This is a genomic window from Catalinimonas alkaloidigena (assembly GCF_900100765.1).
Classification (GTDB): Bacteria; Bacteroidota; Bacteroidia; order Cytophagales; family Flexibacteraceae; genus Mooreia; species Mooreia alkaloidigena.
Genome location: NZ_FNFO01000020.1, coordinates 22,984 through 38,159 on the forward strand (window position 1 = coordinate 22,984; position 15,176 = coordinate 38,159).

Annotated in this window: 10 protein-coding genes and 1 pseudogene; 4 read left to right on the plus strand and 7 right to left on the minus strand. The window is 57.0% G+C overall.

Annotated features, from left to right (window positions below; all coding sequences use genetic code 11):
- Positions 1–46 precede the first annotated feature (46 nt).
- The 4 genes from BLR44_RS27875 to BLR44_RS27890 all read right to left on the minus strand — a co-directional run bounded on the left by BLR44_RS27875 (position 47) and on the right by BLR44_RS27890 (position 4,845).
- Positions 47–2,254: a DUF5916 domain-containing protein gene (locus BLR44_RS27875; RefSeq protein WP_089688694.1), complete on the minus strand. Its 2,208-nt coding sequence runs from the start codon at positions 2,252–2,254 to the stop codon at positions 47–49.
- Between the two features lie 278 nt (positions 2,255–2,532).
- Positions 2,533–2,961 (minus strand): DUF3299 domain-containing protein, encoded by a 429-nt coding sequence (locus BLR44_RS27880; RefSeq protein ID WP_089688696.1) that lies wholly within the window; start codon positions 2,959–2,961, stop codon positions 2,533–2,535.
- Positions 2,954–4,222 carry an ABC transporter permease gene (locus BLR44_RS27885; RefSeq protein ID WP_089688699.1) on the minus strand — a complete coding sequence of 423 codons (1,269 nt, stop codon included), beginning with the start codon at positions 4,220–4,222 and terminating at the stop codon, positions 2,954–2,956. The genes BLR44_RS27880 and BLR44_RS27885 overlap by 8 nt, the downstream gene beginning before the upstream one ends.
- Entirely contained in the window at positions 4,219–4,845 is a 627-nt protein-coding gene (locus BLR44_RS27890; protein WP_089688701.1) for an ABC transporter ATP-binding protein, read from the minus strand. Before BLR44_RS27890 ends, BLR44_RS27885 begins: the two co-directional genes overlap by 4 nt.
- Before the next feature lie 112 nt (positions 4,846–4,957).
- On the opposite strand from BLR44_RS27890, the gene BLR44_RS27895 reads away from it, so the two are divergent.
- From BLR44_RS27895 to BLR44_RS27910, 4 genes are all read left to right on the plus strand, one after another.
- Positions 4,958–5,386: a MerC domain-containing protein gene (locus BLR44_RS27895; RefSeq protein ID WP_089688703.1), complete on the plus strand. Its 429-nt coding sequence runs from the start codon at positions 4,958–4,960 to the stop codon at positions 5,384–5,386.
- Positions 5,383–6,579 carry a GTP-binding protein gene (locus BLR44_RS27900; RefSeq protein ID WP_089688705.1) on the plus strand — a complete coding sequence of 399 codons (1,197 nt, stop codon included), beginning with the start codon at positions 5,383–5,385 and terminating at the stop codon, positions 6,577–6,579. Before BLR44_RS27895 ends, BLR44_RS27900 begins: the two co-directional genes overlap by 4 nt.
- A gap of 1,045 nt (positions 6,580–7,624) precedes the next feature.
- Positions 7,625–8,170, plus strand: a complete 546-nt coding sequence (locus BLR44_RS27905; protein WP_143017527.1) for a hypothetical protein — start codon at positions 7,625–7,627, stop codon at positions 8,168–8,170.
- A gap of 363 nt (positions 8,171–8,533) precedes the next feature.
- The gene (locus BLR44_RS27910) at positions 8,534–10,900 is read left to right on the plus strand and encodes a TonB-dependent receptor (RefSeq protein WP_218127214.1); all 2,367 of its coding nucleotides are present in this window, start codon (positions 8,534–8,536) and stop codon (positions 10,898–10,900) included.
- A gap of 305 nt (positions 10,901–11,205) precedes the next feature.
- Here the strand turns inward: BLR44_RS27910 and BLR44_RS27915 are convergent, their stop codons facing one another.
- The 3 genes and pseudogenes from BLR44_RS27915 to BLR44_RS29240 form a co-directional block, all read right to left on the minus strand.
- Positions 11,206–12,402, minus strand: coding sequence for a PepSY-associated TM helix domain-containing protein (locus BLR44_RS27915; RefSeq protein WP_089688711.1), 1,197 nt, complete (start codon positions 12,400–12,402; stop codon positions 11,206–11,208).
- Positions 12,403–12,516: 114 nt separating this feature from the next.
- Complete coding sequence (locus tag BLR44_RS27920; RefSeq protein ID WP_089688713.1) at positions 12,517–14,889, minus strand: TonB-dependent receptor; 2,373 nt, start codon at positions 14,887–14,889, stop codon at positions 12,517–12,519.
- A 62-nt stretch (positions 14,890–14,951) separates the two neighbouring features.
- Positions 14,952–15,176: pseudogene (locus BLR44_RS29240) on the minus strand (PepSY-associated TM helix domain-containing protein); the annotation flags it as partial.

Genomic DNA, 15,176 nt, shown 5'->3' on the forward strand with positions numbered 1-15,176 from the left:
CGTATGTAAGGCGTCATGGCGCAGTACCAGGAGAGTCTTTATTGTTTTAAAACTGTTTCAGGAACGTCATCTTCCCGATCAATTGCTGCGTTTCGAAGGGCGTGTCCAGTTGGTTGTTGCGGGTGTCATTGAAGACGAGGTAGACAAAGGACAGGGGGCGGTACTCCCAGCTTCCCCGCACGTTCCAGCGGCCCTGCCCGTCGAACGAGTTGTACTGATACAATACCGATAATTGAACCCGCGGATTGAGGGCCAGCCGAGATCCTAACGTCACGAGGTGGGTTTCCAGCTTTTCCTGCGCCTCGCCTAATCCTTCCAGGGAGTTGTACTCATAATTCGCCGTAAAGGCTATGTGCGGGATCGGGGCCAGACGCGTTCCGCCGTTGAGCGTAAGTCGCTTTCCGTTGTAAAATTTGCCCCAGCTCACATTACCGGAAAGCGAAAGCTTGCGCGACTGATCGGTGTTGTAGTTGATCTGGTGCCGGGTGTAGTAATAGTCGCCCTGGGCAATGGAGATGCCCAGCGGCGCGAAGTCGAAATTGATGCGTTGCCAGGTCGGGTAAATGGCGTATTCCAGAAAGCTGTTGTCTACAAAATAGATGTAGACCGGAAACAGGTAGATGTTACCCTGCTGAAAATGGCCGGGGCGATCCGCATCGTGGTAATAATTCATGAACGCGCCGGGGTCCCACCGTCTGATCCAGGGCAGGCGCTTCGGTCGCCAGATGTAATACCCGCCCGGGCTGTGCCAGATCACATTCTGTTGAAATACGAAGCCCATGTCGGGGTGGTAGTGGCGGCTTACGAAGTTGGTCTGCCAGCCCAGGTACCATTGGTTGGATTGGTAGCCCGCGTAGAGGCTCCCGGCCAGGCCCATCGTATCGTTGTCGTTGTCGCGGGAGCCGGAGAGCATGTACGTCACCGTAAGTTCATTCCTGGGACGAATCAGCCCGTCGATCGTCAGGGTCGTGTTGTGGCTGCGTTGGGTGCCCAACTCGGACGAGGCTTCGTCAAGGCGGTGGGTGGCCATCACGCCCACATTGTTTTCTTTTCCGTAGTTCTGCAGGTACCGCGCCACAGCAAAGCTCGCCGCCGGGGTACGCGATGTTTCGGCCTGGTGCATGTACAGCCCCGCCACGGCCCGGTCGTCGTTGCGCATCGTGTACCGTGCCCCGCCGTCGATCCGGGCCGGTGCGGCGTTGAAAATGCCCTGCAGGCCGATGGTGCGGCTGAAAAAAGGTTTGACAGACTGATTGCCGGCGCCGGCCCAGATCCCCGAATTTTCCAGAAAAAACTGCCGCCGCTCCGGAAAGAAAATGTTGAACCGCTCCAGGTTATTGACCGCCAGATCCACATCGGCCTGGGCAAAATCGGTATTGAAGGTCAGGTCCACGACCGAGCGTGGATTGATCGCCCATTTGATATCGCCCCCCAGTTTCACGTTGCTATCTGTGCTGCGCTCGCCTCCCGCTTCGGCATCTTCAAACTGGTAGAGCAGATACGGCTCTATGCGCACGTTGGCGCTGGGTTCCGGCACGGTCAGGCCGGTCAGCTCAGCGGCATAGGTCATTCGGTAAGGCGAAAACGATTGAGGAATGGCCGGAAATACCGTCTGCTCGTAGTCGCGGCGGGCCAGTCGGGTGAAGGTGATACCCCAGGTCACCGAGTCGGTTTGCGTAGGACGCTCGTACCGCAGGGATTTGAACGGAATGGCAAACTCGGCGAAGTACCCCGAATCGGTTGGGTGGGTGCGTACCATCCAGAGGGCATTCCAGTCGTTATCCGTGTTGTTGTCGTTGAAGTTTTGCAGGTCGCGCTGGTTCCCGTAGGGCGTGGTTTGAAACGACACGCAGTACTGCTTGAGGTGCTGCGGATCGAGTTGAATGCCGAAAATGTCGTTCTCTCCCCAATTAAAATCCCGGCGTAAATCCTGTGCCCGCACCCCTTTTTTGCCCAGCGAATCGGCACAAAACACGCCCACGTAGAGGTTTTTCTCATTGAAAAGCACACGAACCGCCGTAGCATAGCGGTAATCTCCCCCCTGCCGAGGCTCAATCCGGAAAAAGCGTTCGATGACCGGCGCCTGCTGCCAGGCCGCCTCTGTCAACTCGCCGTCTACTTTGATGTTTTCCTCCGTACGGACAGCCCGAATCGTCTCTGGGATGGCCGGGGGGGGGAAGTTTTCGGCCGGTTGCTGGGCTACCACGGCCATCATCCGAAAAAGAAAAAAGCAGCAGAGAAGAGGTCGTATCATAGGTTAGCAATTTCCTTTCAGGTTGATCTATTGTGCCAACAAAAAGATTTATGCTGCCGTAAAAGAGCTCTCATTTGCGCCCTCATCTTTTGCACTGCCTATCTTGTAAGTCCGAACATCAGGCAATACTATTATTGCAACAATGTTGCAATAATAGTAAATAATTCACAAATGCAACTCAATTGCACTTGCGATTAATGACTTGATTGATCTCTTTAACTCCAAGTAGCGCACGCTGCATTCTTCCTAATCGTATTAACGCCCCCTCCTGATCCGCGTCAGTATACCTCGGCCTCGTCCAGGATGTAATTGCACTGGTTGATGTCGTCCTGGTTGAGCTTCAGCTTGCCCTGGATGGTTACCACCTGGTCCATCTTGAACCGGGGATGACCGGGCTTGAGCCGGAGCTCTACAATAGATTCCGGGCCGCCCGTCCCACAGAAAAAGCAGGAAGAGTAGGGATTGCTGGAAAGGATGAACATATTCTCTTCGGGCAACAGGGGCAGCATGTACCCCTTCAGGTACACCTCTTTTCCTTCCAGGGCTTTCACCGAAGCGCCGAAGTGGGGAACGTAGTACGAGGCACCAGCCTCCTTGTGGTACCGGCTGGTAAAGCGCACGTCACGCAGGGTTTCCCAAGTGATCTGGGTTTGTGCCCAGACGGGCGTCGTGATCAGCATCAGGAGAAAGATCAGGAGTCTAGGCATCGGCCAGGGTTTTTGATAAGTTCAGATGAAATACGCGGATGGCGGGCAATAGCGAAGCCAGCAGTCCCAGGCCCAAGGCGATCACCAGCAGCCACCCCTCTTCCGGCAGCCAGGCCCCGCCTGAAAAGGGATAGTGGTACCCGGCTTCCATCAGATGGGACACCAGCCACAGTCCGATGCGGCTGAACAGCATGCCCAGCAGAAACCCGCTCCCTGTCAGCAGAAGTCCTTCCTGTACGATGAGGCCGACCAGTTGCCAGCGGGTCGCCCCGTAGGTACGCATCAGGGCCATTTCGTAGATCCGCTCGCTCAGGGCGGTGTAGAGGCTGATGAAGACGCTAAGTCCTGATACGGACATGATCACCAGCGCCAGGGCCTGGAGCGTATCGACGCCTACGCCGATCAGACTGAACAGACGGCTGATTTCGTAGACAGGCACCGCCGCCTGCATGTTGGTGTCTTGGTTGACCATGCGGGGCAGTTGCACCATGCCCAGGGGGCTGCGGAAGCGGATGAGCATCGCCGTGATTTCCCGCTCCGCTTCCTTCTTATGTTCTTCATGGTCCAGAGGATGAGCTTCTTCTCCCAACTCTGCTTCTTCTTCGTGTGCTTCGTGCTCCAAAGGATCAGCTTCCTCTCCCTCCTCATGGTGGTGGATCTCCCACACGCTTTCGGTCGCGGTAAGAATGAGTTGGTCCAGCACGGAATAGGTGTAGTCCAGGAGGCCGACGACCCGATAGGCATGTGCTTCGTGGGCTTCGCCGCCTTCTTCCAGGCCATGGGTCCCCGCAAAGGTGTCCCCCACCTTCAGGTGCAGATTTTCGGCGACCGTCGCGCCGAGGGTCACCTCGAACGGTGCCTGCCACAGCCGCCCACGGGCGACCGTCGCGTCGTACAACTGCGGGTACTGGTCAGTCGTCCCTACAATTCGATAGCCCTGGTAACTGTCGCCGTACGCAAGGGGGATGCCGGAAGCCACGAGCGGATGGGCTCGGAGCCGTTCGGCCTCCTCCAGGGAAATATTGCCCGTCGGGGCATCGAGATGATACACGGCCGAAAGAATGAGTTGCAGCGGGCTCCCTTTGGCTCCTACCACCATGTCAATGCCTCGCACCTGGTTTTCCAGTTGCTGTTGTACATGATGATTCACCTGCACCAGAAAGGCGATCATGCCTACGCCCAGCGACAGTAAGACCAGGCTGAGGGCGGTACTGAGCGGTCGGCTCATCAGGCTCCGGTAGCTCAAGGTGAAAAGGTTCATAGCTCAAGGAGATGCGGAAAGGGATCTTTCAGCCGCCGATCGTGCGTAATGATAATCAGTTGCGCCCCGGACGCCAGCGCCTGCTGCTTCAGCAAGGCGGCCACCCGCCCGGCGTTCCGATCGTCTAGGCTGGCCGTCGGTTCATCAGCCAGGATCAGGCGCGGACGGTTGACCACCGCCAGGGCCAAGGCGGCGCGCTGCTGCTCGCCCTGACTCAGCCGGTGCGGCTTCTCGTGGAGCTTATGGCTCATCCCCAGGCTGTGGAGGACTTCCCTGATCCGGTTTTTGTCCTGCTTCTTTCCAGCCAGCAGCTGTATCAGTGTCAGGTTTTCTTCCAGCGAGAGGGCCCGCACAAAATGCGGCCGTTGAAAGACCAGCCCTATGTACTGCCCCCGGAAACGATCCCGCTGTCGGGATGAAAGTTCATGCAGCGACGTATCCAGCAGCTCCACCTGACCCGACTCGGGTCGCAACAAACCCGCCATCAGGTGCAGCAACGTCGTTTTTCCGACCCCGGATTCACCCACGATCAGCAGGTCTTCCCCGGCGTTCAGCTCGATGTCCGGAAAACGGAAGTAAGCCGTCTTGTTGTAGGTAAACACCAGCGATCGGGTTCGGAACATAGGCCTCAAAAGAAACACAAACATACCCAACGCCATTTCAAAAACGCAACTATGTTGCATTTAAATCTCAATGCGCTATATTTGCAACATTGTTGCATAAAAGGCACTTGAGATGAAAGATCAATTCATGGGGCTTCACTGGGATTTTGTCGGCTTCAGCGCCTCATTGCTCTGCGCTTTCCATTGTGCGGCCCTTCCCTTTTTGCTTAGCTTGGCTCCATTAGCCGGACTTCAATTTCTACACACGCCCTGGATAGAATACACGATCCTCCTGGTAAGTTTTCTGGTAGCGTCTTACGCATTGATACAGGGCTACCGCCGGCACCATCACAAACCCACGGCTTTACTCCTGGTTACCTTCGGATTTCTCCTGATCAGTACCGGTCATTTCTTGCCTGGAGAGTGGCAGGAACTTTTACTATCCTCCGGTGGAGCCATCCTTATCGCGCTGGCTCACCTGCTCAACTGGAAACTAATCAGACAATCACCTACGGAGTTGTCCACCGCTCGCACTAACAAAACGTTTCAACCCACTCAATGAAAAGAAATAAAATTCCAGTGACGGTGCTCAGCGGCTTTCTGGGAGCCGGCAAAACGACTGTACTTAACCACGTGCTGCATAACCGGCAGGGCCTGAAAGTGGCCGTGATCGTCAACGACATGAGCGAAGTCAACGTAGATGCCCAATGGGTACAGAATCAGACGCAGCTTTCGCGCACGGACGAGAAACTGGTCGAACTGTCGAACGGATGCATCTGCTGCACCCTGCGGGAAGACCTGATGATTGAGGTCGAGAAACTGGCGCGTATGAACAAGTTCGACTACCTGCTCATCGAAAGTACCGGCATCTCTGAACCGATTCCCGTGGCGCAGACCTTTTCGTTTGCAACGGGCGACGAGCGCTGGGACCTGACTCAATTCAGCCGTTTGGATACGATGGTGACCGTGGTAGATGCCCTCCATTTTGCTCGGGACTTCGGTAGTGCCGACACCATTGTGGACCGGCACCTGACCGACGATGCACAGGATCGCCGCACGATCGTCAACTTACTCACCGACCAGGTCGAGTTCGCCAACGTAATTCTGCTCAATAAGACCGACCTGGTAGAAGAAAAGCGACTACAACTGCTGGAAAGCCTGCTGCATAAACTCAATCCGGAGGCCAGACTGATCCGGACAGTCAGGGGTCAGGTAGATCCCAGAGCCATCCTCCACACCCACCTGTTCGACTACGAAAAGGCCGAGCAGGCCGCAGGGTGGATCAAAGAATTAAACAACGAGCATACCCCGGAAACGGAAGAATACGGCATCTCCTCTTTTGTATTCCGGGATCGTCGGCCCTTCCATCCGGAGCGGTTCTGGCAGTACGTAAGTCAAGACTGGCCCGCGAACATCATCCGCAGCAAAGGGATTTTCTGGCTGGCCTCCCGGCCGGCCCAGGCCCTCCTGTGGAGCCAGGCCGGGGGCTCTTTAAAAGCCGAACCTTACGGGCGCTGGTGGGCTTCCCTATCAAAGCAGGAACGGGCGGTACACCCTGTATATCAGGAAAACAAGCCGGAAATCCTGAAAAAATGGGATGCGCACTGGGGCGATCGGACGAACGAGCTGGTCCTTATCGGGCAGGAACTGGATCAAGAAGCTATCACCAGGGAGCTGCAACACTGCCTAATCGACGAGTCTGAGGAGGCTGAATTTGTGGCAGGTACTCATGTGGAAGATCCCTGGCCGGTGTAAGCGGACTTGTTAGGAGTGAAATGCCCCATCAGGGAAACCGGAGTTGCTGTGAGCTATATGCCCATCGTTAGAGAATTGTTGGCTGGTTTTGAGTGTGCGTTCCGTGAGATTTATGCTGAACAGTTCTGAACGACTGACCTGTTCCTGCTTCTATCTTACCACTGCCTCATTCGTCTGTTTGAAATTAAGAGTAACTAGTCTTACGGCCTACTTTTGCTCACCACCATCCTAGGAATACAGGAGTGCCTGCCCTGGCTTAATCGGCCTGAAAGACCGCAGCGATTACCTTTTATTGTAGTTTACAATGCACCTACCTGCCCATCGAGGTTCCCATAAAGCCCTTAAGGTGTTACTCTTAGCTTGTTTCCTTCGCCTGTATTATCGCTCCAGCAGTTAGGCTTTGCTTCGTTTACGTCCAAGACACGGTCGATTACCACTTCCCGCTTCTCAGCGCCTAGCTTGTTGTTGCAGGCTGATAGTCACCAATGAAAAGTCACCCTAACGCTGCCATATGTGTTTACCATAAGAACGTTGTTCAGAACTGGAAGGCGTAGACTTGACCGTAGTACCGGGTCCATCCACCTTGAAAGAACAGTAACTCCTTCGTGACTACATTCACCCGAGGAGACAGGCTTCCACATTACCCACCCGCCGTGTGACCTCTGAAAAAAAGAAATGAAAATTGCGTATCCAAAGACCCTCTTTTTTGCGAGCACTTTTTTTCCCATTCTCTCGAGCGTTCTGCTTCCTGGTAGCGTAGGGATTATTACTAGAAACCTACTTCTCTCACTCCCTTTACTAGATTCGTTACATTGCACATGCAGGGAGCACAGTCTGGGCAATAGCATACCTTTTAAAATTTGTCCGGCTGGCTCCGGATACCTTCTTGGGCATAACTAAATCTCCCCCTGCAGCCATCCACCCGCAAACGTCCACTCGTCTCAAACGGCGAAGCAGCAAGCGCCGGGAAGCAAAAGAGCGTTTGTCATGAACAAATAATGACTACATTTGGCACAGGTCGGACTGGCCTCAACCCATCACCCCCTTGAAACGCGCCCTCTCCCTCTTGCTGCTCGCGCTGCTCATGTACAACATGATGGGGTACTACGTGCAATTCCACCTCCAGCACCTTTCCTTCGCTCAAGAGCTTACCCAGGCCATCGACGCCGGCCAGATTCCCGACCACGAGCTGTTGGTGTTTAAATCCGCAGTGCCGCTCTACCACCAGATCGATAAGGACTTTGCCCGTGCCACGGGCAACTTCGAGTACCAGGGCCGGTTTTACGAAATGGTCAAGTGGAAGCTGGAAAACGACACCATCTACACCTACTGCCTCACCGACGCCAAGAAGCAGCAGTTGTATGAGCAACTCTCCCACCACGTCCGCACCCAGGGACTGGACCTGAGCCATAAAGGCGAGCCTTCCGAAAAAAATGTGATCCGTTTTCTGAAAGAATACCTGCCCCTGCGCAGACTGCCGCTTCAGTTCCAGCGGCCCGTGGACATAGTCGTGCAGGCGCCTACGTGTGCTGTAACGACTCCTCTCTCTCCCTTCCTGTCCATCCCCACCCCGCCGCCCAAACGGGCCTGATCCGGCCGTATCCTTTTGATATGCTGTAACCGAACCATACGCTTCGGGTGGCGTGGCCTGCACCGTGTTGGCTACGTCCCGGAAGTCGTCAGGAAGCGCTGAACGCACAACTCGTGGACAGGGCACTCTGTGCATTGCCCATGATGGCTGCGCTTTCTTCTGACGGCGATCACCGGACAGCGCACAGCGAAAAGGATTACGTAGAACGGGTCGGGTCGCCGGACTAGACCGACCTCCAGCCAGTTTCGACACGAGCGCTCCCATCAGCGCTTGGGTTCCTTTCTTTACTTCTATCTGATTCACATGATTTCCTCTACCTTACTTGAGGCATCGCGTACGATGCTGCTTACGTGCTTATTTGGATTGATCACCCTTTTTTCCCTGGCTACTCAAGCCCAATCGACCGGTACCCTGCAGGGCCAGGTCGTCGATGCGGAAGGTCACCCCGTAGAAGCCGCCGCCGTCCTGCTCTCGCCCTCGCGCCAGCGCACCGTCACCGACGTAGCGGGCCGTTTTCAGTTCCCCCAACTGCCGGAGGGAGACTATACCCTGACCATCACCCACGTTTCGTTCGAGCCGTTGACACAGGAAATTACCTTCCGCGCCGGTAGCACGTCCCGGCCACGCTTCACGCTGACGGCGGCGACGACGACGTTGCAGGATGTGGAGATCCGGGGACTGGCCTCGGGCATCTCGTCACTGCCCGCCCAACAGGGAACGCTCGTCTTCGCCGGCAAGAAAACCGAGGCGATTGCACTGACCGGTACCGAGGCGAACCTGGCGGAAAACAATCCCCGGCAGATTTTCGCCAAGGTGCCCGGCGTCATGGTCTGGGAAATGGACGGTAGCGGCAACCAGGTCGGCATTTCCCTGCGGGGCCTGAATCCCCACCGCTCCTGGGAACTGAACGTGCGGCAGGATGGCTTCGTCACGAACTCCGACCTGTTTGGTTACCCCGAAAGTCACTACAATCCGCCGATGGAAGCGGTGGCACGGATCGAGCTGGTGCGCGGGGCGGGTGCCCTGCAATACGGCCCGCAGTTCGGCGGGATGCTTAACTACGTGCTCAAGCAGGCGGATACCACCCGTCCGTTCGGCTTCGAAACCCAGCAAAGCGTTGGTTCGTTCGGACTCTTCAGTTCGTTCAACGCCGTGGGCGGCCGGGTCGGTAAACTCACCTATTACGGTTACTACGACTTCCGTCGCTCCGACGGGTGGCGCGAAAACAGTGACTATCAGTTCCACGCCTGGCACACGTCGGTGGCCTACCAGTTCTCGCCGAAGGTGCGGCTGAGCGGCGAGCTGTCGCACATGGCGTACGTGAACCACTTTGCCGCCGGTTTGACCGACGCGATGTTCGAGGAAGATCCGCGCCAGTCGAACCGGGGGCGCAACTACTTCAACCCGACGATTTACCTGCCCGCCCTTTCCCTGGCGATCCAGGCGACGCCCTCGACCTTGATTTCCGTGCAGGGGTCGGCCTTGCTGGGACAGCGCAACTCGGTGCAGTTCATCACCCTGCCGACCGTCGACGACACCATCAACCGTGACCTCGGCCATTACAATCCCCGTCAGGTGGACCGCGACTACTACCACAGCTACGCGAGTGAAGCCCGGGTGCTGCAACGGTATGGGCTCTTTCAACGGGAGCATCACCTTTCGGCTGGGGTGCGCTACGGCTACAGCCGCACGGTCCGGCAACAGAAAGGTGTGGGCACGTCCGGCACCGACTTCGACCTGTCGCTGACCGCTCCTTACGGCATCGACCTCGTGTTCCGGACCCAGAACGTGGCCCTGTTTGCCGAGAATGCCTTTCACCTTACCAACGCTTGGACCGTGACGCCCGGCTTCCGGCTGGAGCACGTGACGACCGACCGAGAAGGCGTAATTTCGGGCTTAGCCGCCAACACGATTCCCTACCGACTCAAGCGCCAGTTTCCCCTGTTCGGCCTCAGCACGGACTACCAGCTCAGTCCATCGGTCCGTGCGTATGCAAACGTCGCCCAGAACTACCGACCGGTCCTGTACTCCGATTTGATTCCGGCCACCAACCTGGATCGTACTGATCCGGCGTTGCAGGACGCGCGGGGCAGTAATTCGGAAGTGGGATTGCGGGGGCAGTGGCAGGAGTGGCTACAGTTCGACGTGAACTATTTCCGGTTGCAGTACAATCACCGGGTCGGTACGCTGGTCCAGACCGATGCAAGCGGCACCTATTTCTACAAAACCAACGTGGGCAACACCCTCAACCAGGGCGCCGAAGTGTTTATCGAAGTAAAGCCGTTTCGCACGCTGCCGCTCTCGCTCTTCACCTCGACGGCCTACAACGCCGCCCGCTATACGGAAGGACAGGTGGTGGTGTCGGATCAGAACGTGGACATCACCGGCAATCGCATTGAAGGCGTCCCGCCGTGGATCAGCCGGAACGGCATCCGCTACCGACACCAGGGGCTATCGGCCACCGTGCAGTTCAGTTACGTGGGTACGTCCTACTCCGATGCGCTGAATACGGAAGCGACCCCGACGGGCGTGAACGGCCGCGTACCCGATTATCTCATCACGGACCTGAACGCCACGTACCACTTCGGATCGCACTACAACGTGAAGGTGTCCGTCAATAACCTGACCAACGCGATGTACTATACCCGCCGCGCCACCGGCTATCCGGGACCGGGCATTTTGCCTTCCGACGGACGCAGCTTGCTGGTGTCGGTCGGAGCCAAGTGGTAGGGGATGCCCTCAGAAGAATTGTGCGCTGAAACTGGTGGACGACTGCAGTTTCCTCCACTTCAGTGATGTTGCTCTTCAAACAAGCAGAGGCAATCCACTATCATGGAAACCATTCGCGCCAAAGCAGCCCCGTACCGATAAGTAGCAAAGATTGCGGAAAGGAAACGAATCGGGGCCCGCCAGAATAAGAACAAATGGCTGTTTTCAATCCTGTCAAATAAATTGTGCTTCAGGTCTTTAGCATAGTACCCCCTTGAAAATAGGACAAACTTATGTCCACGTAGTTACTTGAATCATAGCAATCGCTATCCGTTTGAAACCGATTTTGTCAACAACGCTTGTCTCTGACGGGTTGCATCTTGCCCAGTAGATTGTGCATTTTTTTTCGTCGATTTCTTGTTGCGCCGACCCCACCAGATCAGAAAGCCGGTGATGGGCAGCGACGTGGCGACGAGGCCGGCGAGGAAGGTAGACAGCTTGCCGAATTGCCCCCACCACTGGCCCATGTGGAGTTGCCAGACCATATTTTCCGTCCGTTCGTGCTGCAGGAATTGGGGGTCTACGGTGATCTTCTCGCCGGAGTAGCGGTCGTAGATGCTCAGGTCCGCGTTCTCGATGCTTTTCAGTCCCACTTTCCCGGTCGTAAAAATGTAAGCGCCCAGCTTCTGGAAATTGGGGTCCCACAGGCTGATTTCTTTTTTGTCGGGGTACTCCTGTTCCAACACCTGATAAGCCAGCGGCACCAGATCGAGCGAGGCTTTCGTGGAGTCCATGGGGGGCAAGGCTTCGTCCATATGGGCGATGTTTCCGCCGGTCGCCTCGATGGTGAAACTCATCAGTCCCGGAAAAAAGATGATCAGACCCGTGACACTCAACACCAAGCAGATCAGTAAGGAGTAAAATCCGTACACGTTGTGCAGGTCGTAGTTCAGCCGCTTAAACTTGGCTTTCCACTTGATGGTAAAGCTCGCCTGCCGGGTCGCGCGCGTCCATTTTCGGGGCAACCAGAGGATCAGGCCCGTCAGGCAACTGATGACAAAGACGATGGTCGAGATGGCGACGATCCAGTGGCCGATCTCCCCGGCCAGAAACGAGGCGTGCAGGTGGGCCGTCACAAAGAAGAAGTAAATGCTGTTGTCTCTCTTCAAGATTTCCCCGGTGTAGGGGTCCATGTAGATCATGGCCAGCTTGCGCTCTTTCGGGCTGAAGACCCGCAACCGGATGCTCCGTCGGGGATCTTTGAAAAACACGTACTCCGAAATGGCAAACGTGGGGTAGTGTTGCTTGAGGTGTTGGTCGATCTCCTGGGACGTGATGCGCTCCGTACCTATCTCCTGCACGTATTTGGCCTCGCCCGCGGTCCAATCCATGATTTCGTCTCCATAGACGATGATGGTTCCGGTGAGGCAGACAAACACCACGACCAGGCCGGACGCGATGCTAGGCCAGAGATGCACCCAGGCCACGATACGGTCGAACAGGCTTTTCTGCTTCTTTTTCATGGGACGACGGGAGCTAGGGTTTTTCATGGTTGCCGGTGTGACGTGGACAGGAATAGGTGACGTGAAAAACAGACAACCGCCGACGAAAATCGCCGGCGGTTGCGGTGGAGTTCCTTAAAATTTATACGCGAAGCTGACGACCGCATGACGGGTCTTCTGCGGCATGGCCCAGTAGCTGCTGGTCCAGTACGCCTCGTTGCCGAGGTTGTTCAGCTTGACGCCGATCCGGTACTGTGGCCGGTTGTAAAAGACCGTTGCATTCAGGACGGTGTAGGCCGGGATGGTGAACGTGTTGGCGTCGTCGAGAAAGGCTTCGCTCACGGAATTGCCGCCGAACCCGAGGCCCAGCCCTTCCAGCGTGCCCTGCGGAAACTGGTAGCTCGTCCAGAAGTTGAGCGCATGCTCGGGCGTGGAATAGGGACGATGGCCCTGCACGTCTTCGCTGGCTTTGGTGTACTGACTGTCGTTGTAGCCGTAGCCCGCCACCACGTTCCACCCGCGCACGGGGCTGGCGATCAGCTCCACCTCCACGCCTTTGCTGTTCTTGGTGCCGTCCTGCACCTGGTTGAAGCCACCGATGTTGTCGTTGTTGGGCACCGTCCGCACGATGTTGCGCACCGTGATGTCGTAGTAGCTGACCGTCGCGCTCACCCGCTCTGAGAAGAGGTTTGTTTTCACACCTCCCTCCCACTGCGTGGCGTGTTCGGGTTTGTAGGCGATGGTGTTGGCGGGATCGGTATTGTCGGGCGCGACGTTCTGAAAGCCGTCCATGTAGTTGGCAAACAGCGACACCTGTTCGGGTACCACCTGGTAGACCAGCCCCAGCTTGGGCGACACCGCCGTCTGCTCGAAACTCTCCGATTTGTTGGCGAAGTGGTCGATCCGGGCGCTGGCCATCACCAGCAGCTGGTTGGTCAGGTTCAGCACTTCCGACACGTAGGCGCTGTAGGTACGGGAGTCCCGCTTGTACTGGAAGAAGGGCGGCGTACTGCCCAGTTGGTTCTGGTACCCTTCCCAGTTAATGTCCCGCTGCGGATTGGCAAAGCTCACCGTGTCGTACACGAAGCGCGTGCGCCGGTCGGCGGTCCTCAGTTCGTAGTAGTCGACGCCCACCAGCAGCCGGTTTTTAAGCGGCCCGAGGTGAAAGGTGCCGATGAAGTTCTGTTGTAGCTGCGTGGAGTTGAAGTTACTCACGATGTGCATCGGCATCCGGCGCACCTGACTGTTGTCCAGGAACGTCAGGAACAGGTAGTTGGCCTCGTTGTCAGTATGGCCGGACGAGAAATTGGTCTGCGACACCCACTGGTCGGAGAGCTGGTAGGTAGCCCGGGCAAAGACGTTGAACACCTGCGCCTGGCTCTGCATCTGGTCACTGCTGTAGGAATATTGAAAATCGTACGACAGGTCGTCGAAGTTCGTGGCGGTGACGCCGGGGCTGATGCCGAAGTAGGCACTGGGGCGGCGGGTCTGGAACAGCTCGGCCTCTACGTTCAGCGTCAGCCGGTCGCTGGCCTGGTAGGTGAAGTTGGGCGAAAGGGCCCAGGTGCGCTGACGGCCGTAGTCCTGAAAACTGTTTTCGTTGTGCTTGACGGCGTTGACCCGGAACAGGGCCGTTTTGCTGTCGTTGAGCGGCGTGTTGACGTCCAGCGTGAGGCGCGACAGCCCGAAGCTCCCGGTGCTGTAGCCCACCTCGCCCCGGAAACGCTCGAACGGCTGCTTGGTGACCCGGTTGATCAGCCCGCCGTAGGAAATCAGCGCCGAGCCGAACAGGGTTGCCGACGGCCCTTTTATCACCTCGATACGCTCCAGGTTGACTGGGTCGGACAGCGTGACGTAGTTGGTCGCCATGCCGTTGCGCAGCGCGATGCCGGTGCTGAATCCGCGCAGGTTGACGTTCAGGCCGACGCCGCCGGAGCCGACGCCTTCCACCACGCTGTTGACGCCGGGGGCGTTCTGTATCGCGCCCTGGATGTCGGTGATCTGCTGCTCCTGCATCAGTTCCTGCGAGATGACCGAATAGACCTGCGGATTTTCCAGGTTGGCGAGGGGCATTCGGGCCACGTAGTCGGTTTCGGGTTCGGCGAATTTGTTGGTGTTGGTCTGATCGCCCGTCACGATCACTTCCTTCAGTCGCTGACTCGTTTCCTGCAAGGTGATTTCCGGCAGTTGGGTGGTCTCTCCCGCCACGACCTCAGCCGTGAGCTGCTGTGCTTCCAGTCCTACGTAGGAGACGACCAGCGTGTGGGTACCGGGCTTCACGTTGCGGATTTCGAAGCGACCGTTTGCGTCGGTCACCGCGCCGCGCTGTGATTGCTCCAGTACCACGTTGATGAATTCGGCGGGTTGTCCGTCGGCCGTGCGGACGGTTCCCTGAATGGTGCCGACCGTGCGGCTCTGCGCCTTCAGGTGAAAGGAGACGCTGATCAGCAAAAGCAGGGGCAGGAAAACGCTTCTCCAGGAAGCGGCAAGAGGTAAAGAGGAAGACATAAGCGTAGAGAGAAATAATGTTAAGATGAAGTCGGATTGTGTCCGCGGGTGTCCGCCTTCCGTTAGCCTTTGGAGGCATTCACCTGCTCGGTCACCGCGGCGGGGACAGGGTGTTGGGGAGAGGGCCGGACGCCGGAACGTTTAGCGCGTGTGCCCCTGCCCTGCGCGTTGCGCGGCTTCTTTTTCTTCTTCCCTAACCAGATGATCAGGCCTGTGATCGGCAGGCTCGCCGAGATGAGACACGCCAGAAAGGCGATGATCTTCGTCCAGAGTCCCCCAACGGACCC